Genomic DNA, 20,029 nt, shown 5'->3' with positions numbered 1-20,029 from the left:
CATGGTGCCCAGAGCCGAGAGACACCCCGAAGCGCCGGGGCACGGTCAACGGGAGGATCACGTAAAATCGAGGCGATGACTTGGACTGAGCTACTCCCGCCCGTGATCGTGGGCCTCGCGGCGGTACTGATCCCCGGCTTCCTTTTGGGGCTTGCCCTGCGGATGCCCCTGCGATACTGCCTGACGCTGGCCCCGATCTTCTCCGTCGGTGCTATGACGGTTGCTGCGGTGATCGCCGGGAAGCTCGGCTGGAGCTGGGGCTTTGCCCCGTACTCGGTTCTGAGCTTGGTGTTCATTGTGCTGGCCGCCGGAATGAGCTTTCTCTTGCGGAAGCGCCGTTCGCCCCATCTGCGTGTCACGTCGTCCTGGACGGTTCCTGGAGTGGGTTTCGTTGGTGCCGTGTTGGCGTCCACCGTGATCATCGCGCAGCTCAAGAAGAGCATTCTGCAACCGGACGCCATCTCGCAGAGTTTCGACAACATCTTCCACCTCAACGCCATCCGGTGGATCCAGCAGTCGGGTGACGGCTCCAGCCTCGCCCTTGGCGCCATGACCACGGCCGACGGCTCCAACGCGTTCTATCCTGCGGGGTGGCACGACCTCGTCTATCTGGTGTTCTCGGTGTTCCCCGACTCGATTCCGATGGCGGTCAATGCGACGACGATCGTCGTCGGCGCGTTCGTGTGGCCGATTTCGATGCTGGCCTTGGCACTGGCGCTGAAGCCGGGCGACCGCATTTTTGCCGCGGCCGCGGGTGGTCTCTCTGGGGCCATGGTCGCGTTCCCCGGGCTCTTGCTGAAATGGGGAATCCTGTATCCGAACCTTCTGGGGTACTCGGTGCTTCCGGCATTTCTCGCCCTGCTGTTGGCGACGGTTCGCATGATCTCACGGCGCGACGGCAAGGCATGGTGGCCGGTGGTCCCCTCGTTGCTTGTTGGAACCGCGGGAATAGTGCTGGCTCATCCCAACGCCCTGACCTCGGCCGCGCTGCTCATTCTGCCGCTGGTCGTCGCGCAGCTCATCAGCACTCTGTCCGGTCGTTCCGCGACGCCGCGTCTGCTGCCCAGTGTTCTGCTGGCGCTTGCCGCGCTCGCGTGCGTCGGCATCTGGTGGAAAGTCCGACCAGCCCCAGAAACCGCGACATGGGCACCGAAATATTCGACCATCGACGCCATCGGTCAGTTTGCCTCCAACGGCTTCAACTTGAACGTGCCGGAATGGGCCCTCAGCGCCCTGGTCCTCGCGGGTATTTTCTGGGCCCTGCGGACCAAGACTCACCGGTGGATCGTGATTTCGTGGCTGTTGCTCGGCTGGATTTGGGTCATTGTCGCCTCTCAGCCCATTGGGCCGTTCCGTCTCCTGATGGTGGGCCCCTGGTACGCCGACGATATTCGTCTCGCGGCGCTGACCGGAATTCCGGTGATCGTGCTCGCGTCCTTTGGGGTCTCGTACCTGGTGCGCATCGCCGTATTTTCGCTTCGGCATCTCGGGGTGCCCCAGCGTGGGCTCATTCGGTCCATGACGGCCGCGGGACTCATCGTCGCTTTGGCGGTCGCCTTCTTCCTCGGCAAGGCCGAACCCATGGCGAAGGCTGCTGACTCGACGGCGCATGAGTTCAAGGTCAGCGATGGGTCGATCCTCATCACCAGTGACGAGCAGAAGGTGCTCGACCGGCTGGATTCGTATGTTCCCCAGGACGAGACCATCATCGTGAATCCGTGGGAGGGCTCGGCCGTGGCCTATGCTCTCGAAGATCGAAATGTCACGAGCAAACACTCTCTGAGTGCGCCGCCCGAGCAATACGACGACATCCTCCAGCACCTGAACGATGCGCAGAGTCATCCGAAGGCCTGCCAAGAAGTTCGCGATCACAAGGCGTTGTGGTACTTGAAGTTCGACGACACCCTGCATCTCGGAGAGGGAAGTAAAGGTGTCTATAAGGGCCTTGATGGGCTTGAGTCCACGGGCATGGTGACTCCGGTATACACCTCGGGTGACGTTGGGCTCTACAAGGTCACGGGCTGTTCGTAAACGTTCCGCCGGTGGAGTCTAGGGCTTTTGTCGGGCGTGACGCCCGAGGTTAGTTTCGAGCCCGTCGTTGAATCCGGTCGAGGAGTTCGCGCGCGGATTGGTGCACACGTTCCGCAAGTGTTTCGGTCACGGAGAGATCATTCGGGGTCGCGTAGATGGCGGTCGGTACGACGTCGGCGTGGAGGAACGTGAAGAGCGGGCGCATCGCGTAATCCAGCACCATCGATTGGCGAGGCGAACCTCCGGTAGCTCCCAAAATCGTGGGGGTACCGGCGACGTCGTCCATCGAGAGGAGATCCCAAAAGGACTTGAAGAGGCCCGAATAGGACGCCTGAAAAGTGGGACTTACCGTAATGATCCCGTCGGTGTCTTGAACCTCCGCGATCAGAGCCTCGAGTTCCCCTTCGGGATAGCCGTTCGAGATGAAATCGGCGATCTCGTAACAGTACTGACTGAGGTGGTGCGTGCGAATCGAGGGCTGGAGGTCTCGGTTCGTGGCCTCGGCTTTGACCGCGTCCTTGAAACGATCCGCCAACTGGGCTGAGGACGAGTGGAGGGCCAGGCCGCCGGTGATGATCGAAATATTCACGGTGCTCATTTAACTCTCCTGGTCGGGGCGTGACGGGCGAGGGCGACGCCGCCTCACACACTATCCCCAGCAGATGCAGAACGGGTGACCCTCAGGGTCCGCGAAGACGTGAAATCCGTGGCCCACAGTTGTATCTGGTGCCTCCCTTAAGAGAGTGGCGCCGAGCCCCAAGGCCTCCTCTTTGGCAGCCTCCACCGCATCCCGTTCCACGATGAGGTCGTAATGGGCCTGCTGGCGTTGGTCGGCGTCGTCTCGCGGCGGCCAGTTGGGTGCCTGGTGGTCGGGAGCATGTTGTACGGCAAGGGCGACCTGATCGTCGACGATCACGTCGCGCCACGATCCGGGGTCGAAGTTCTCGACGTTGCCCACGGTGCCGCCCAGTATGGAGGCCCAGAAAGTGGCTTCACGGTCGATATCCGCGGCATCGAAGACGACGTATTTCTTGAGGATGTGCATGGGGGACCTCCTGGTGGGGGACGGGCAGCGATTGTTCATGAAGTACAAATTCGTGGTTTAATCGGCCCTTTGAATTGTAGGTCACACGGGTGTGTGACGTGCTCTACACTCGCACAACCATAGAAGGGGCTCTCGTCATGAGCAGTCGATCCGTCGAGGCTGAGACCGAATCGCCACAACTCAAGCAGGTCATCGGTCCAAAACTTCTTCTGTTGCTGATTGTCGGCGACATCATCGGCGCCGGAATCTTCGCGATTACGGGACCAGTGTCCACGGAGGTGGGAGGCGTTGCCTGGTTGCCGTTCCTGATCGCCTTCATCGTCGCAACCTTCACCGCGTTCTCGTATTTGGAGCTGGTGACGAAGTACCCGCAGGCGGCGGGCGCGGCGCTGTATATCCACAAGGCCTTCGGCATTCACTTCGTCACCTTCATCGTTGCCTTTGCGGTCGCCTGTTCGGGCATCACGAGTGCGGCCACATCCTCGACCCTGGTGGGGAAGAACCTGTTGATCGGTTTTGGGGAGTTCATCCCTGGCATTCCGACGGGACCGACGGCGTCGATGCTCATGGCGATCGCGATCATCGTGATCTTGGGTTTGATCAACCTGCGAGGCATTGGCGAGAGCGTTAAGTTCAACGTTCTCTTGACCCTGGTGACCATGCTGGTCATGGGCATCATTATCGCTATCGGATTCGGTGCCATTCTCAGCGGCCACGGGGACTTGGGTCGCATCGTGATCTTTGAGAATCACAGTGACCGAAACCTGTTTGCGGCCGTGACCATGGCGACGTCGGTCGCGTTCTTCGCGATGGTGGGTTTCGAAGACTCCGTCAACTTGGTGGAGGAATGTAAGAACCCCAAGCGGGACATGCCACGCATCATGTTGACCGGACTCGGTATCTGTGTGCTCATTTACATCTTGGTGGCCGTGACGGTGACCGTGGTGATTCCACCCGGAGACATCGCCAATCCGAAGAACCCGGACGCCGGCATCTTGTTGGACGTGGTGCGCGTGGGCGCCCCCGGCATCCCGATTGACCTGATCTTCCCCTTCCTGACCGTTTTTGCGGTGGTGAATACGGCCCTCATTAATATGCTCATGGCGAGCCGCCTGATGTATGGCCTGGCCAAACAGCACGTGTTGCCGAAGCCGTTGGCCGCCGTCTTGCCGCGCCGTCGAACCCCGTGGGTCGCGGTCGTCTTCAGTACCCTGATCGCCATCGGCCTGATCATGTTCGTGAACCTGAGCGGCGCCAAGTCGATCGTGGGGGCTTTGGGTGGTACGACGGCGCTCCTGCTTCTGTGTGTGTTTGCCGTCGTCAACGTCGCCGTTCTGATCCTGCGCCGCGAAAAGACTCCGAAGGGAGCATTCCGCGCGCCGACGCTCATTCCGGTGCTAGGAGCGGTGACCTGCCTCTTCTTGGCCGGCCCGTGGGCGCGTTCGGTCGAAAATTACATTCAGTACCAGATTGCCGGTGCGCTGTTAATCATCGGAATCCTGCTGGGCGTGGTGAATTGGTTCTTCGTGCACCGCGGTGGTCAAAAGGTGGAGGCCTTTGACGATATCGAGCATCTCGAGGACTAAGGGCAGAACCCCGGTCGGTGAGGCCGAGATTCGCCCGTGACGAGGCGCGTTCCCCATGGGGACGCGCCTCGTCTTCTCTGTGGTCACTCATCCGCCTGGGTGTGCAGTGGCATGCATGAGCTCCGCCCCCACCACGAGGTTGCCTCGGTACTGGAAGAGTCCCGGCATGACTCCTGGTGCTTCGGGACCCGCGCACGTGACGAGATACAACATCGGAGGTCCATCGCGACGCAGGAACTCTCGATGCTCAGAGAGTTCGGTGTGTGCAACGACGTAGAGGTCCGTGACGCGATATTCATGGGTGCGGCCTGTGCCGTCTGTGGCGGTGATGGGTGAACATTCCTGAAGGTGGTGGAGCTTTCCCCAGGGCGATAGGTGGCCGTCGTCGTGGTTGACGTGGCCCGCGAGCAACGTAGCGCCGGTCGTCGCGCCGATATCGGCGGTCTGGTTATCCCACACGCCATCGGGCGCCGAGACGAGAGGAATGGAGCCGTCTGAGCCCACGGCCGTGGGGACGAGATGGGAACCGGCACCCACGGAGGGAGCCGTCCAGGTACGTTGGCCAGATGTGCTCGTGGGTTCCTCCGGATGAGTGGCAGCCGATGAGACCGGACCGCACGCCGCGTGGCGGAACTGCCGGCCGGGTCGTGGGGCGTATTGCCCGCCGGTCGTGAGATCCAACGACGTCACCTCTGGGCCTCGGTCGATGAGGCGGTGGCCTTCCTCGGAGCGATGGTGGGGCCGGAGAGCCAGAGTGGGATCGTGCAGATAGGAACGCCAAGCTCCGCGGTCGTCCACATGCCACGGGGAAGCTGCTAGGAACGAGAGAGATAACAGTGCAAGACCGGCTATGACCGAGCTGAGGCCCATGGCACGGCGAATCTCAAAGCGTCGAATGAGCTTCATGACCGGTCCCGTCGCCGATGACGGCCCCTATAGGCCCCGGCCCCCGCGATGACTGCCGTCGCCCCGAGCGCCCCAGCCGCCCAGGGGGTTTGGCCGTCGATCCCTGTGGCTCCCGTATGCGCCGTGCGGCCAGGTGGCTGCTGCTGCGGGGAGGGAGGAGCCCAGCTCACCGGAGTCGGCACGGGTGAGGGAGCTTCTTGAGGCTTTTCCTGGGGGCGAGGTTCGGGCGGTGTCGGATTCTGCTCATCGGGCGTCCGGGTCGTGACCGTGTTCGAGGTCAGCCAATGGCCGTTGAAGGATTCTCGGAACACGTTGGTCACGGTTCCTGAGGCGATTCGCCGCATCGGCACGTGTGCCGTCCAACCGTGTTCCATTTCTCGTTGTTCGGGTGCATTGAGGAGGTCCAAGAATTCTCGGCGTGCCGAGATCGAGACGGTGCCTTCCGCTTCGTCCGTGACAATGGTGAAAAACCGGGTGATGTCGGCGCCTACCGGTAGCGATGAACCGTCAGGAAGAGTCAAAGGATAGCGCGTGGAAACGGTGATCCGGCCGTCCAAGGAATCGTGGGTTTGATCGTAGTCGTCGAAGATCGACCATTCGGTGGTTTCCCTGGCGTTGTGGGCCGGTCGGGTTGAGGATTCCAGGTCGTAAACGAATGGAGAATGGAGGGCGATGACGCCGTCGTCCAGCCGTTCCTTGTTTCCGGAGGGTGACGTCGCGTGTTTATTCGGGGAGATGTGGCGGAGCTTGCTGACCACGGACTCGGTGGGGGTGTGGGTGTGGTTGACGATCTGCCACGCCTTATTCACGATGTCACCATCGGAATTCTTGGTGACGTCATAGGGAACCGTGATGAGATACCGCTGGCCCAAGGCAGGGACCAGATGACCCTCCTGTGACCGGGCCATGATGGACAGGCCTTCCGCTCCGTGGTCCTTCACGACGAATTGTCCGGTGACATCTTCGGCATGGGTAGTGAGGGCCGCCCATTTCTCCGGAGAGTCGGCCTGCGCAGTGGAGGGAATGGCCAGAACCTTCACCTCGTCCACGGGAACCTGTCCATGGACCTCGTCGTAGTCGTCGAACATGCCTAGTTGGGTAATCGGGCCAACCGTTCGGTCCAGGTTCGATGCGTCCAACACCAAAAGGTAGGTCAGCCGCTCGCCGAACGTGACCGTTTTTCCATCCACCGATGAACCCTTGGCCCCGACCACGCCGTATTTATGAGGGCTGGGGACCGACTCCGGATAGGAATGCGTGCGGGTGTACTCCGTCTTCCCATTGATGATCGCGAAGCCGACATCTTTCTCGACGTCGGATTTTCCGTCGTCGAGCGCCGTCTGAGTGATGTGCAAGGTCAGGTCAGTATCGAGGGGCAATGAAGCGGGATCTTTGGCTTCGGCACGGATCTGAAGAACCTTACGTCCCTCGACCTGGGCCTCGGCGATGTGAACGCGGAAGCGATTCGTGAAATCTTCTTCGGGAGCGGTAACTCGCACGGTGGCCGGGTCTACCGTCACGGGGATGCGGCCGTCGTCCGTTGCGAGAATGTTGTCACCCAGCACAAATTCTCGCGGCGGGTGAAAACCGGTGTTGCGGTGGATGGTTTGGCGAGTGGACTGCCCGGGGAGCACAAATTTTCCTTCATCGACCGCGATCTTTTCCGTAGGTCTGAAGTCTGTGTGGAGGGCGTGATAACGGGCCGTGACGGGGGAAGGCTCTGGTCGGGGGACCTCGCGCACTGTGGGTTTCTGGGGAGGTCTCGGAGCGACAGGGGCTTGAGCCGTGGGAGCCACGGTGTCGGACGAGAGCATCACGTGGTTGTAGGTCGCCGTGACGGGCCCGACGTCTTGAGGGTCCCGGCCGGAAGACCCGCCCGAGGTGCCGACCCAGAACGACGACCCGTTATGGGCCAAGAACGTCACGCCGAGACGTCGCATGATGTCCGGCTCGGTGTCTCGGATGGATCTCGACTGCCCTTTTCCTTGAGGCAACATGAAGGCCCGGGCGGGGCCGTCCGCCGCCGAGCCATGCACCTTCTGTGATTGTGGCGCGATTTCGGAATCGGGATTGAGGAAGGTTGCGACGACTCCATGGTGCGCATCGACGTACTGTCCCTGGGCAAATTCGTACCGAGAGGCCCCCGAAGCATTCTGGCCGTTCAAGGAACCAAAGGATACGTAATAGCGATTGTTATAAGGGGAACCATCATCCGCGAAGGTATAGGTCAGGGTCTGCTTGGCCGCCGTGACGTTGTAGAGGGCGATGTTGTCGGAGAAGTTGGAGAACACCTCGATGATCGGCCGACCAGGATTGACGGTGGACACCACGACGTCGGAAACCTGCAGGGTCGCGTTGAGTTTTCGTCCGGTGGCCTTGTCCACGGCGACGTTGCGGTAGGTGGCCGTGAAGGACGACCCAGCGACCGGGTGAACGTGGGTCACGGATGCCGAGTTGTAGTTGTTGTGACCGTCGAAGGTGTTGTTCTGCCCAGGCTGATGAGGAATGCCCGTTACCCCGACCAAACTGTTTCGGTCAGCGGAGATCGTGAAGGGCTGTTCGTAGATGAGCTGTTGGGGCCGAAGCGCACTTTCGGGGTCGGCATGGGTGATCTGTTGCTCGACCAGGCGTTCGTAGTTCGCCTGCTGACGTCGAAATTCCCCCATCTGCTTCTGGAAGGTTTCGTGGTCGCGGCGATATGTCTGCATCGCGCTGTCGTATTCTTCCTGCGCGGCGCGTTTCAGGGACTCCCATTGGGAGAGTTGGGAAACCCATCGATCCGTGGCGCCGTCAATGTCTGTGGCTTGGCGCGCGATCGACGCGGCAAGCCTTTCCCGCGCGGCCCCGACGGCGTCTCGTCCGACCGACTCGGTGGCTTCCTGGACGAGGTTCACCGGAACACCGGCTTTCTTGGCCCGTTGGACGGCACGATCTAGCGCGGAATGATCGAGGGGAACCTCTTCGCTCGTGCTCGCCAGCTCCTGAGCAGGGGGAATTGGAGGGGTATTGCCCCCATCTGCGACGGCCGCCGTGCTCCCGAGGACTGACGAGGCCAGCAAACCGCCGAGAGCCGCGAGTGTTACGGGCCGGACAGGCATTCGGAGATCAGAGATGGTCCGATTACAACTCAGTGGGGCACAAGGTGACATCGCGAAGGTTCCTTTCCGAAAGGGGCTTGGCGCCTCGTGGCGGGCGTCCGATTCCGTCAAGGTAGGCCGAAGCAGCCGCTTCCCACCGGGAGTGGGCCGATTGTGGATGATGGTTCGCTCACCAATCTCGGGAGCGAATGACTTCCTGGGAATGTCGGCGAGGACCCCTGCACGCCCTAACCTTCGTGAAATTCAAGCCTGGCGAGGACTCTTTGTGCACGGTATGTTGAGTCCGTACCGAGCAATGTGATCGTCACGGCGTGATTCGACGGGGCGAGTCCGAAACACAACATCAGGCCTCCAGCGAAGGGTGCGGTCGTCGACATGCTGAGTTCCCGCTTCGAGAAGTCGTGGACACATCGATTGACCAAGCCAGCCCTGGCTGTGGTGTCCCTCCTGCTCTTGGCATCGTGCTCAGCAAACGGCTCTCACTCCGGGGCCGAGGCCGGACCGAGTTCGTCCGCGTCGTCATCCCCTTCGAGCGCGAACACGTCATCCTCCGAAGCGGCACCCACCCCGTCCCCCGGTTCCGAGGACCATGAACCCGGGCCTGGGGTTGATCGCGACGCACCGTTCGTGCAGCGGATCCAATACCCGGTGGCTGATGGTGGAGATCCGCAACAAAACTGGGGCGACCTGTACCTTCCTGCCGGCAAACACCAGCCGAAAACCGTTCCCCTCGTGGTCCTGATCCATGGTGGAGCATGGCGCGGCGGCATCGGTGCCGAGGACTTTAGCGACTATGCTCGTGCTCTCGTGGACCGAGGCATGGCCGTCTACAACATCGAATACCGGCGCGTGGGAACCGGAGGTGGCTGGCCCACCACGTTCACCGACGTGGCGGCCGCGATGGACCACGTGCCCGAGATCAGCAAGAAACACCCGGAATTCACCACGGACGACGAAACCGTGGTCGGCCACAGCGCTGGTGCGCAATTGGCCATGTGGGCGGGTACTCGAGATTCGAAGAACGAGCATGAATTGGGTGCGCACCCGAAATTCATGCCGACCCGAGTCGTCTCGCTCGCCGGGCCTCTGGACATGACCTATGCTGCGGATCATGGGGACTCAGCGATCGTCGGAGCCCTGGGCGGCTCACCGGCCCAACGGCCGGACCGCTACAGCAACGTCGATCCCATTCAAAACATCGACACCTCCATCCCGGTCGTGGCGGTACATGGCACGGCCGACGAGGTGGTTTCCCCGGTGAATTCCCAGCGCTACATCGACGCGGTCCAGCGCGCGGGAGGCAAGGGAAGTCTTTACCTCATGGAGGGTGACACTCACGGGTCGCTCATCCACGACAAGGCACCCCACTTCGGACGAATCCTGGACATCATCACTCGCGTGACCACCAAACCTAAGGACCAGGTCGGTCAGGGCGGTTCCGCCTAAGAGGCCGCAGCCCAACGCACAGTCGGTCTCCTGAACCGCCTCGCGCGGATTTCCTGATGGCCCGCGCCCCGAGAGAAACGCTCAATTTCTGGCATGAAACCTGCCACAAAAGCAAACATCAGGTGAACGCATGATGTACCGTGGGGGCACTAAATACATGCGGTAGAGCAACATCAGGAAACTTCGGGCAGGTGCGATCGGGCACGGAAGGCTCGGATTCGAGAGGTATAGCCATGTCCGGTCGGACCCCACGGGCGCTGAAGCGCGCCTGCGTCATCCTAGGCACCGTCCTGGTTTATGTCCTGATCTGGGCCGGCCTCACCACCCTGATCGCCGCCATTGGCATTCGCCATTTCTGGGGAAGAATCTCCGTCTCGCAGATGCTGACCAACCTCGTCTCGGTGCAGACCGACGGCGGTGGCGGGTCACTCGTTTGGATGGGTCTGATCTTCGTGGGTATTTTGCCCATCGTCATCACGCTCGGAATCGCCGTATTTCGGTACTACCGCCATCGACGCCGTCAGCGACTGGGCATTACTCCCACTCAACAACGTGCCCCCTGGATCGGACGCAGCGTCTCCGTCGTGATGGTGATGGCTCTGACCATTGGTGGCACCTCGGCATTTGCCACGACCGTCGGTGTCGGCGACTTTATCCGCTCGGCCAGCTCCCCGTATAACGTGGCCGATTACTACAAGAATCCCCAGGTCACCGACAACGCGAACAAGCGCAACCTCGTGACCATCTACCTGGAGTCCGGGGAACAAACCCTGGCGGACGACCAGCTGTTCGAGAAGGATGCCTTCAAGTCCTTGGAGGACGCCACCCCGGAATCTGAAGGGTGGCAAAGCGTCGATTCGTTGCAGCAGTACAACGGCGGTGGATGGACCATGGCCGGCCTGACCTCAACTCAATGCGGCGTTCCGCTGAAGGGAGCCAGCTCGGCCATCGGCAGCGCCGGATCCTCCAGCGATGACGGATCGAGCGGCAACTACCTGGGTGGCCTCAATTGCGTGGGCGACGTCTTAGGCAAGCAGGGGTACAAGAACGCCTTCCTCGGCGGGGCCAATGGGTCCTTCGCGGGCAAGGATAAGTTCCTCGGCGGCCACGGTTACACCGAGGAAAAAGACCTCGACGACTGGCGTGCCATGGGAGAGCCGGAAAAGAATTTCCGAAGCGACTGGGGCCTGAGCGACCAACGGCTCATGAGCCACGCCAAAGATGAGATCGATCAGTTGCATGCCGACGCCGAAAAGACGGGTCAGCCCTTCAACCTCTCCATGCTGACGCTGGATACCCACGAACCCGTGCACATCTACGACTACTGCAACGTCGACACGAAGTCCGACGTCACCTCGGTATTTGCCTGCTCGATGGAGCAGGTCGCCGGGTACGTGAATTACATGAAGGAGAAGGGCTACCTCGACGACACCGCCGTGGTCATCATGGGCGATCACCTCAAGCACATGAGCGCCGGTGACGCTTTCCACGAGGAGCTCGACAACAATCCGAATCGCTCCATTTTCAACCGGGTTTGGGTACCAGGTGACAAAAAGAGCACCTCGCTGCGCCCCCGCATCGATCAGCTCAATATGTTCCCGACCCTTCTCGAGGCTGCTGGCTTGGAGTTGAAGGATCATGAAGCGGGCCTCGGCGTCTCTGCCTTCGAGGAAAAGGTCCCTGAAGGCTCGGCACAGAACCTCCCGCCGGACCAGTACGCGACCCTTCTGGACTCGTTGTCGAGCTCGTTTTACAACCGGGCATGGACCGGAACCAAACCCGAGAACTGATCGGCAGCTTCCGATCCTGTGAACTCGCAGATCAGACCCTGAAACATTGACCTTAAAATTCCCTCAAGAGTTTCAGTAAAAAACCATGTGTGGCAGAGTGTAGGCCGATCTTCACGGTTTCGAGTCCGTGAAAGCAGTCTGCCCGAAAGGTCTCGTTCATGGTGAGCCGTCCGCAACGTCTCCGCTCTAAGGCTTCAGGTTTGGCCCTCGGCCTCACCGCCGGAGCGTTGCTGTTGAACTCCTGCGGCATGGGCCAGAAGCCTCAAGAGAGCAAACCCCTCTCCGCCGACGACTCGTCGATCGCTACCGTTGAAAAGACCGTGGCGAAACGCGCGGCCCCGTCGGTTCAGCGGGTTTCCTATCCCGTTCAGGGAACCGGTGACCCCTGGCAGAACTGGGGAGATCTCTATCTTCCCTCCGGTATTCATAAGGCGAAGTCCGTACCCATGGTGGTCCTGATTCATGGCGGTGGGTGGCGCAGCACCAGCGGAGCCGGAGACTTTTCCTATTACGCGAGCGCGCTCGCCGACCGCGGCTTGGCGGTATACAACATCGAGTACCGTCGGGTCGGTTCTGGCGGCGGCTGGCCGACGACCTTCACCGACGTCGCGTCCGCCTTGGACCACGTTCCAGATCTCGTGAAGGAGCACCCGGAGCTGAAGCCTGATGCCCAGGTCGTCGGGCACAGTGCGGGCGCTCAGCTGGCGTTGTGGGCCGGGACGCGGGCCGATCGACCCTCCGATGCCATTGCCCCGAATCCGCGGTTCAAACCCTCGAGGATCGTGGCCCTCGCAGGACCCTTGGATATGTCTTTCGCATCGAAAACCGGCGATCAGGGGATGGTCGATGCGATCGGCGGGTCGCCGTCCTCCCTGGCCAGGCGCTATGCAGCGGTAGACCCCATCCAGAACATCGACCCGAACATTCCCGTGGTTGCGGTGCACGGAACTGCGGACCAGACGGTTTCGTATCTCAATTCCCAGCGCTATATCGATGCGGTGCATCGTGCGGGAGGTTCCGGAACATTGAGATTGCTCGACGGTGACAACCACGGGACCTTGATTTGCCCCGGAACCCCCAATTACCAGGGAGTGCTCGACCTCATCTCGAGCGGTTCCGCGAATTAGCCGGTCAGCTCCGTCAGCAATCGGCTGACGTGCCCCTGGGCATCCACGCGGTATTCGGCGTGCCGGAGCGTTCCGTCGGGGTTGACCACAAAGGTCGATCGCAGCGGCCCCACCGAGGTCTCGCCGTTGATGGTGCGTTCGCCCCAGGCTCCCCAGGTCCGGGCGGCGTCGTGACCCGGGTCGGACAGCAACGTGTACGGCAGGTTGTATTCTTCCGCGAACCGAGCGAGTTCTTGGGGCGAGTCACCCGAGACGCCGTAGACGTCGTACCCCTGGCCAGTCAGCGCGGCGAGGTTGTCCCGAAAGTCGCAGGCTTCGCTGGTGCATCCGGGAGTGAAGGCTCGGGGAAAGAAGTATACGACGACGCCGCGCTCGTGCCCTTCAGAGAGGTTGACGGTGTGCCCGTTGTGGTCGGTCAGCGTGAGGGAGGGCGCGGTGCTTCCGACGGTGAGTTCCTGGGTCATGATGTCTCCTAACGATCGTTCGGATGGGTGTGCCAACGGGGTGGGGCGGGTTCAGGCGGTGCCCCGGCGGAGAAGTCTGCCCGTGGGGCGTTGATAATCTACGAGCTGCCCGCCGACGAAGGTCTTCCGAACCTTCCCCGAGAGCACCTTGCCTTGATAAGGCGTGATGGGGTTCTTGTGATGGAGGTTGGCGGCGTCCACCACGAACCCCTCGTTGGCGGCGAAAACGGAAAAGTCGGCGTCGTATCCTAAGGACAGCCGCCCTTTGGAGCGCAGGCCAACGCGCTCGGCGGGACGCCGGGCCATCCAATCGAGGACCTTCGCGAGTGGGATGCCACGGCGTCGAGCCTCGGTCCAGATGAGGGAAAGACCCAGCTGAAGCGACGAGACCCCACCCCACGCGACCCCGAAGTCGCCGTTACCGAGATCCTTGAGCGCGAGGGTCGAGGGGGAGTGGTCGGAGACGATGAAGTCGATGGTGCCGTTCATCAGCCCCTCCCAGAGCTTCTCTCGGTTGTCGACCTCCCGGACCGGTGGGCAACATTTGAAGGCCGTGGCCCCATTGGGGATTTCTTCGGACAGGAGCGTGAGGTAATGAGGGCAGGTTTCCACCGTGATGTCGAGTCCGTCGCGCTTGGCCGTGGCGATCATGGGCAGGGAGTCTGAGGACGAGACGTGCAGGATATGGGAGCGAGCGCCGGTCCAGCGGGTCCGCTCGATGACCTCGGCAATGGCGATGTTCTCGGCACCGCGCGGTCGTGACTGGAGAAATCGGTCGTACACATCCCCGGTCGGGCTTGGCGCTTTGTCGATCGTGCGCGAATCTTCGGCGTGGACGATCATCAGTGAGTCGAAGGTCTTGGTCTTGACCATCGCCTCTTCCATTTCGTCCGCCTCGAGGTGAGGAAATTCGTCCACGCCCGAGTGGAGGAGGAAACATTTGAACCCGAAGACGCCGTCGTCATGGAGCGGGCGAAGGTCATCCACGTTCCCAGGGACCGCTCCACCCCAGAACCCCACGTCCACGAATACGTGGTCACGCGCGAAAAGTCTTTTGTAGGTCAGCGCAGGTTCATTGACGGTTGCCGGAACCGAGTTCAGCGGCATGTCGACGATCGTGGTGACCCCTCCGGCGGCCGCAGCTCGTGTGGCGCTCTCGAAGCCTTCCCACTCCGTGCGGCCCGGTTCGTTGACGTGTACGTGGGTATCCACAAGGCCCGGGATGAGGGTTTCGTCCTCCGCCAGCTCGACGACGCGGTCCGCTTCCAGCCGCGCACCGAGCGGCTCGATGGCCACGATCTTGCCGTCGCGCACCGCGACCTCTCGCGCCGCAAAATGGTCACCGCACGAGACTTGTCGGCCTCGGACCACCAAGTCGTAGCGGTCTCGTCGAGGTTCGCCGGAACAGGTCGGGACGTCGTCGCCCTCGTCGGTGGGGGATATTCCCCGCTCGGCGGAGTAGTCACGGATTAATTCACGGATGCGTTCCGGGTCATTGGCGCGATTGGCCACGGCGATCTGTTCGGCTCGTTCAACTAACGCGAGCCGTTCCGCCCGGGATTTTGCCTCGCCGCGGGCGGGGGGATAGTCGACAGCGCCGCAGTACTTTTGCCCGATCGCGCCGCCAATGGTCCGAAGCAATCTCGGAGCCTCGCGCATCGAGGTCCGGGAGTCGGGAGCGAGGTCTGCGAGGGCGTAGGTGGCCTCAAAACCGGTCTTGCGTAAGGTCTGATCGTCCAGCGTGGTGCGACCGCAGACGGCAATCACGGGCACGCCGTGTGCCTGGCCCACGGCGAGGACGCCCATCGGCGTTTTCCCGCCCAGACTCTGTTCGTCGAGGCTTCCTTCGCCCGTGATCAGGAGGTCGGCTCCAGTCACGGCGTCGTCCAGAGCCACGAGGTCCAAGACGACGTCGATGCCCGGCCGGCGTGTGGCCGCGAGAACGGTCAGGGCGGCAAATCCCACGCCACCGGCGGCGCCAGCTCCGGGTGCTTTCGCGGCGTCGTGCGCCGAATCGCCGAGAGCCTCGGCGAGCTTGTCGCGGAACGTTGCTAAGGCGGAGTCGAGGTCGGCGACGTCGTTCTGCGAGGCTCCTTTTTGTGGACCGAAAACCGCCGCCGCACCGTTGTCACCGAGCAGTGGGTGATCGACGTCGGCGGCCAAAACAAAGTCTGCCTCGCCAATGCGCGGATGCAGAGAGGCGAGGTCCACCCGGTCCAGATCGCTGAGGGCCGCGCCACCGTCGGGAAGGGGCTCGCCGGATTCATCGAGGAGCCGGGCTCCCAGGCCCGCGAGCATGCCCGCCCCACCGTCCGTGCACGCGCTACCGCCCACCGCCACCACGACCGACGTGCACCCGGCATCCAGCGCGGCGGCGATGAGTTCTCCGGTTCCGCGACTCGTGGCTTCCCGTGCAGCGAGGATGGGGTCGCCGTCGTCGTTCTGTGGCAACACGGCAATTCCCGAAGCCAGCGACATCTCGACGACGGCCTCGTCGCCGCGCTGTGCCCACGCCGCGGCGACGGGCTCGCCGACCGGGCCGGTCACCGAGAGGTCCCTACGCTCGAATCCGGCTTCGAGGGCTGCCTCAAGGGTTCCTTCGCCGCCGTCTGCCACCGGGAGAATTGTGAGATCCGCTTCGGGGCAGACGCCGCTCATCCCGTGGGCCAGCTCTTCGGCTGCTTCACGGGCCGTGACCGATCCCTTGAATTTGTCGGGTGCCACCACGATGCGCACGGACGCCTCCTGAAATCTGGGTCGGCCGTAGGGCATGCGGTGTGACCCGCTCCCTCGGCCGACAGGGGTGAATACTATCCGGTCGAGTCAGTCCATGACCGAAACGGCCGTGGGCGCATCCGCGCCGGATTCTGCCAAGTCCTCGAACTCTGTCACATTGTCCAGCTCGGTGCCCATAGCGATGTTGGTGATCTTCTCCAAGATGACCTCGACGACCACGGGAACCTGGAGCTCTTGGGCGAGTGTCGTCGCCTCCGCAAAGGCGTCGCCGAGCTTTTCTGGATCCGTCACGCGGATTGCGCGACATCCCAAACCCTCCGCGACCTTGAGGTGGTCCACTCCGTAACCCTGCGTCTCGGGGGAGTTGATGTTCTCGAAGGCCAATGAAACGTTCTGTTCCATCGTGAAACCGCGCTGGGCTTGGCGGATGAGACCGAGATAGGAGTTGTTGACCACCACATGGACGTACGGCAAGTTGAACTGCGCTCCCACGGCGAGCTCTTCGACCATGAATTGGAAGTCGTAGTCCCCGGAGAGCGCGACGACGGTTTTCCCCGGCTGCGCCCGGACCACACCGAGAGCAGCGGGGCAGGTCCACCCGAGAGGCCCGGCCTGACCTGCATTGATCCACCGGCGGGGGCCGTAAACATGCATGAATTGGCCACCGGCGATCTGCGACAGACCAATCGTCGACACGTACGTGACGTCCTTCCCAAAGGCGGCATTCATCTCTTCGTACACGCGCTGCGGTTTGATCGGCGTCTGAGTGAAATGCGTCTTGCGTTGCATGCTGGCCTTGCGCTGCGCGCATTCCTTGGCCCACACGCCGTAGTCGGGAACGGAGAATTTGTCGGCGCGTTCACGGGCCACCTCCAGGAGCACGTCCAGAGCGGCTCCGGCGTCCGAGGCGATGCCGAGGTCCGGGGAGAAGACTCGCCCGATTTGGGTCGGATCGATATCCACGTGCACGAACGTGCGCCCCTTCGTGTATTGATCGATGGAACCCGTATGACGGTTCGCCCACCGGTTGCCAATACCGAGCACAAAATCCGATTCCTTGAACGTCGCGTTGGCATAACGATGCGAGATCTGAATGCCCACCATGCCAGCCATCAGGGGATGATCATCCGGTATGGTTCCCCAACCCATCAGCGTGGGAATCACGGGGACGTTCAGAGTTTCGGCGAGCTCCACGAGCTGTTCCGAGGCGTTGGCGTTAATGATCCCGCCGCCCGCGATGATGACCGGGTGCTCCGAAGCGAACAGCATGTCCAGGGCCTTTTCGGCTTGGGCGCGGCTGGCCTTTGGGCGCGATGGCTCGAGAGGCTCGTAGAGATCGATGTCGAACTCGATCTCTGCTTGTTGCACGTCCACTGGAAGGTCCAGCAGGACGGGCCCGGGCCGGCCGGAACGCATCAGGTAAAAGGCCTTCTGGAAGGCTCCCGGAATCTGGCCGGGCTCCAGCACGGTCATGGCCATTTTGGTCACCGGTTCGGCGATCGAGGCGATGTCGACCGCTTGGAAGTCCTCTTTGTGCAGCTTAGCCACGGGGGCCTGACCGGTGATGCAGAGGATCGGGATCGAGTCCGCAGAGGCCGAATACAGGCCGGTGACCATGTCGGTTCCTGCCGGGCCGGAGGTCCCCACGCAGATGCCGATATTTCCCGGCGCGGCCCGGGTGAACCCTTCGGCCATGTGAACCGCGCCTTCCACGTGGCGGGCGAGGGTGTGCCGAATGCCTCCGTGGGCGCGCATGGCCGAATAGAGGGGATTGATCGCGGCGCCGGGAAGGCCGAAAGCCTCGGTCGCGTTTTCCTTCTCGAGGATCGCCACAATGGCGTCCACCGTACGCATCTTGCTCATGATCTACTCCTGACGTCTGGTGAGGAACCCGCTGACCGGGTCTACTGGTTGTCCCTGCCCGAAAGTTCTTGGGCCAGAGTGAACAGACCGGAATGGTCCAGACCACCGTCGCCCCGGGCCACCATCGCGGAAACGAATTGGGCCACCAGGCCTCCGAGGGGAATGGTCACGCCGGCTTCGCGGGCCGCGGCCGTCACGATCCCCATGTCCTTGTTGTGCAGCGCCAAGCGGAAGCCGGGGTCGAAGTTGCGGTCCAGCATCTTCTGGCCCTTCTGATCCAGGACCTTTGATCCTGCCAACCCGCCGCCCAGCACCTTGAGCGCGGAGTCGGTGTCGACGCCATACGCCTCGAGGAACACCACGGCCTCCGCGAGCAACTGGATATTCCCCGCCACGATCAGCTGATTGGCGGCCTTGACCGTCTGCCCCGATCCGGAGGGCCCCACGTGCACGATCGTTGCACCGACCGCGTTGAACACCTCTTGAGCGGCCTCAAAGTCTTCGGCCGTGCCACCGACCATGATCGAGAGCGCGCCGTCGATTGCGCCCTGCTCGCCGCCAGAAACCGGGGCGTCGAGGGGGCGGAGGCCCGCTTCCCGTGCGGCCTCCGCGAGTTCTCCGGCGACGTCGGGACGAATGGTCGAGGCATCGATCCACAACGCGTCGGCGGAAGCGTGGGCAAAGACGCCGTCCTCACCCTCGACGATGCCCTTCACATCCGGAGAATCCGGAAGCATCGTGATGATGACGTCCGCATCTCGAACGGCCTCGGCCACCGACTCCGCGGCCTTGCCGCCCTCCTGCGCCAAAGCCTGGGCCTTCTCGGGTGAACGGTTGTAGCCGACGACGTCGTGGCCGGCCGTGACGAGATTTTTGGCCATGGGCAGTCCCATGATTCCCAATCCGATGACTGCAACGGTGCTCATGCTGTTACTCCTCAGAATCGTGATGAAGGTTCGGTATGTGCGGTGTTTTATGCCGGTGTTCCGTGGATCCCGGCGGTGATCTCTTTTAGGCTCGACGTTCCCGTGGCAACCAGGCGAATGGATCCTCGTGGGAGGCCTTGTATTCGAGCCCGATGACGCCCTCGTAGCCGAGCTCGCGGGACCGGTCGATCCACCGCTCCAGCGGGAGGTCGCCCGTGCCGGGTTCGTTTCGTCCGGGGTGATCGGCAATCTGAATGTGGCCGAAGTCGGCCGCATGGTCCTCGATGACCTGGGCGACGTCGTCGCCATTGGCGGCCAGGTGATAAAAGTCCGCCAAGAGTTTGACGTTGGGTTTGCCGACTTTCTCGATGATCGACAGGGCGTCGGCTGCGGTCTTGAGCGGATAGGCCGGGGTTCCTGAGACGGGCTCCAACAACACCACGCCGTCGATCTCTGCCACGGCGTCCGCGGCCCGACGCAGGTTGTCGACGCCCACGCGGTCTTGTTGGGCCGGGTTGTCGCCGTCGACCCGATTGCCGTACAGCGCGTTGAAGGCTCGGCAGCCGGTCGCGCGACCGATGGCCACGACGGCATCGATATTGGCGCGGAATTCTTCGGCCCGGGTTGGCTGCGAGAGGACGCCGCGCTCACCGCCGGGCATGTCTCCGGCGTAGAAGTTCAGGCCGGTCAGCTGGATGCCGGCGTCCCTCAGGGCGGTGACGAATGCGTCCACCTCGGCTTGGGACGGCGTGGGGGTGGGGAATGGCCACCAGAACTCAGCGCGGGTGAATCCGGCGTCGGCCACTGCCTGGGGGCGGTCGTTGATGGGCAGGTCGGTCAGCAGAATCGAGGCGTTGACGGTGTAGCTCACGGTGGCCCTCCTTGAATGGGTTCCCTGAACCCTCTATTTCGTATTACGGAAAGATATTTTTGTTGTATGAAAAAACCATATGTGAGCTTGTGATGTGGGTCAATACACTTCGACAAGTTTGTAGGAGCCATGCGTCGTGC

14 protein-coding genes and 1 pseudogene are annotated in these 20,029 nt (G+C 62.2%); 5 read left to right on the top strand and 10 right to left on the bottom strand.

The genetic code is table 11. The features are described 5' to 3' along the window. Positions 1-75: 75 nt before the first annotated feature. Entirely contained in the window at positions 76-2,031 is a 1,956-nt protein-coding gene (locus B9Y51_RS03450) for a DUF6541 family protein (protein ID WP_143467972.1), read from the top strand. Positions 2,032-2,080: 49 nt separating this feature from the next. On the opposite strand, the gene B9Y51_RS03445 is transcribed toward B9Y51_RS03450, so the two are convergent. Next, positions 2,081-2,629, bottom strand: coding sequence for a CE1759 family FMN reductase (locus tag B9Y51_RS03445; protein ID WP_048681733.1), 549 nt, complete (start codon positions 2,627-2,629; stop codon positions 2,081-2,083). A gap of 51 nt (positions 2,630-2,680) precedes the next feature. Next, complete coding sequence (locus tag B9Y51_RS03440) at positions 2,681-3,076, bottom strand: VOC family protein (RefSeq protein ID WP_048681735.1); 396 nt, start codon at positions 3,074-3,076, stop codon at positions 2,681-2,683. A 137-nt stretch (positions 3,077-3,213) separates the two neighbouring features. Between B9Y51_RS03440 and B9Y51_RS03435 the strand changes: the two genes are divergently transcribed. Next, positions 3,214-4,662 (top strand): APC family permease, encoded by a 1,449-nt coding sequence (locus B9Y51_RS03435; RefSeq protein WP_048681774.1) that lies wholly within the window; start codon positions 3,214-3,216, stop codon positions 4,660-4,662. 87 nt (positions 4,663-4,749) lie between these two features. Here the strand turns inward: B9Y51_RS03435 and B9Y51_RS03430 are convergent, their stop codons facing one another. Beyond that, complete coding sequence (locus tag B9Y51_RS03430) at positions 4,750-5,568, bottom strand: class F sortase (RefSeq protein WP_085528776.1); 819 nt, start codon at positions 5,566-5,568, stop codon at positions 4,750-4,752. Continuing rightward, complete coding sequence (locus B9Y51_RS03425) at positions 5,565-8,666, bottom strand: LPXTG cell wall anchor domain-containing protein (RefSeq protein ID WP_158088243.1); 3,102 nt, start codon at positions 8,664-8,666, stop codon at positions 5,565-5,567. The genes B9Y51_RS03430 and B9Y51_RS03425 overlap by 4 nt, the downstream gene beginning before the upstream one ends. Before the next feature lie 375 nt (positions 8,667-9,041). Between B9Y51_RS03425 and B9Y51_RS03420 the strand changes: the two genes are divergently transcribed. From B9Y51_RS03420 to B9Y51_RS03410, 3 genes are all read left to right on the top strand, one after another. Next, entirely contained in the window at positions 9,042-10,112 is a 1,071-nt protein-coding gene (locus B9Y51_RS03420; protein ID WP_085528774.1) for an alpha/beta hydrolase family protein, read from the top strand. 233 nt (positions 10,113-10,345) lie between these two features. Continuing rightward, complete coding sequence (locus B9Y51_RS03415) at positions 10,346-11,902, top strand: LTA synthase family protein (protein ID WP_085528773.1); 1,557 nt, start codon at positions 10,346-10,348, stop codon at positions 11,900-11,902. A gap of 158 nt (positions 11,903-12,060) precedes the next feature. Next, positions 12,061-13,029 carry an alpha/beta hydrolase family protein gene (locus B9Y51_RS03410; RefSeq protein WP_085528772.1) on the top strand — a complete coding sequence of 323 codons (969 nt, stop codon included), beginning with the start codon at positions 12,061-12,063 and terminating at the stop codon, positions 13,027-13,029. Here B9Y51_RS03410 and B9Y51_RS03405 read toward each other — a convergent pair. The 6 genes and pseudogenes from B9Y51_RS03405 to B9Y51_RS03380 form a co-directional block, all read right to left on the bottom strand. Beyond that, positions 13,026-13,493 (bottom strand): peroxiredoxin, encoded by a 468-nt coding sequence (locus B9Y51_RS03405; protein ID WP_085528771.1) that lies wholly within the window; start codon positions 13,491-13,493, stop codon positions 13,026-13,028. The genes B9Y51_RS03410 and B9Y51_RS03405 overlap by 4 nt on opposite strands. Before the next feature lie 51 nt (positions 13,494-13,544). Continuing rightward, entirely contained in the window at positions 13,545-14,867 is a 1,323-nt protein-coding gene (allB, locus tag B9Y51_RS03400) for an allantoinase AllB (protein ID WP_245826056.1), read from the bottom strand. 252 nt (positions 14,868-15,119) lie between these two features. Beyond that, positions 15,120-16,265: pseudogene (locus B9Y51_RS03395) on the bottom strand (glycerate kinase); the annotation flags it as partial. 51 nt (positions 16,266-16,316) lie between these two features. Further along, on the bottom strand, positions 16,317-18,092 hold the full coding sequence (gene gcl, locus B9Y51_RS03390) for a glyoxylate carboligase (RefSeq protein WP_085528770.1): 1,776 nt from the start codon (positions 18,090-18,092) through the stop codon (positions 16,317-16,319). Positions 18,093-18,133: 41 nt separating this feature from the next. Continuing rightward, on the bottom strand, positions 18,134-19,018 hold the full coding sequence (locus tag B9Y51_RS03385) for a 2-hydroxy-3-oxopropionate reductase (RefSeq protein WP_085528769.1): 885 nt from the start codon (positions 19,016-19,018) through the stop codon (positions 18,134-18,136). An 85-nt stretch (positions 19,019-19,103) separates the two neighbouring features. Then, positions 19,104-19,889: a hydroxypyruvate isomerase family protein gene (locus B9Y51_RS03380; RefSeq protein WP_048681752.1), complete on the bottom strand. Its 786-nt coding sequence runs from the start codon at positions 19,887-19,889 to the stop codon at positions 19,104-19,106. Between the last annotated feature and the right edge of the window lie 140 nt (positions 19,890-20,029).

It is taken from the genome of Kocuria massiliensis (assembly GCF_900169715.1).
GTDB classification, from domain to species: Bacteria; Actinomycetota; Actinomycetes; order Actinomycetales; family Micrococcaceae; genus Rothia; species Rothia massiliensis.
This window is presented reverse-complemented; position numbering and strand designations above follow the sequence as displayed.

Bases quoted from the DNA above. Each gene is read 5' to 3' on its own strand.
- B9Y51_RS03435 (WP_048681774.1), top strand. From the start codon at position 3,214: ATGAGCAGTCGATCCGTCGAGGCTGAGACCGAATCGCCACAACTCAAG.
- B9Y51_RS03450 (WP_143467972.1), top strand. From the start codon at position 76: ATGACTTGGACTGAGCTACTCCCGCCCGTGATCGTGGGCCTCGCGGCG.
- B9Y51_RS03415 (WP_085528773.1), top strand. From the start codon at position 10,346: ATGTCCGGTCGGACCCCACGGGCGCTGAAGCGCGCCTGCGTCATCCTA.
- B9Y51_RS03440 (WP_048681735.1), bottom strand. From the start codon at position 3,076: ATGCACATCCTCAAGAAATACGTCGTCTTCGATGCCGCGGATATCGAC.
- B9Y51_RS03410 (WP_085528772.1), top strand. From the start codon at position 12,061: ATGGTGAGCCGTCCGCAACGTCTCCGCTCTAAGGCTTCAGGTTTGGCC.
- B9Y51_RS03430 (WP_085528776.1), bottom strand. From the start codon at position 5,568: ATGAAGCTCATTCGACGCTTTGAGATTCGCCGTGCCATGGGCCTCAGC.
- B9Y51_RS03445 (WP_048681733.1), bottom strand. From the start codon at position 2,629: ATGAGCACCGTGAATATTTCGATCATCACCGGCGGCCTGGCCCTCCAC.
- B9Y51_RS03385 (WP_085528769.1), bottom strand. From the start codon at position 19,018: ATGAGCACCGTTGCAGTCATCGGATTGGGAATCATGGGACTGCCCATG.
- B9Y51_RS03405 (WP_085528771.1), bottom strand. From the start codon at position 13,493: ATGACCCAGGAACTCACCGTCGGAAGCACCGCGCCCTCCCTCACGCTG.
- B9Y51_RS03425 (WP_158088243.1), bottom strand. From the start codon at position 8,666: ATGCCTGTCCGGCCCGTAACACTCGCGGCTCTCGGCGGTTTGCTGGCC.
- gcl (WP_085528770.1), bottom strand. From the start codon at position 18,092: ATGAGCAAGATGCGTACGGTGGACGCCATTGTGGCGATCCTCGAGAAG.
- B9Y51_RS03420 (WP_085528774.1), top strand. From the start codon at position 9,042: ATGCTGAGTTCCCGCTTCGAGAAGTCGTGGACACATCGATTGACCAAG.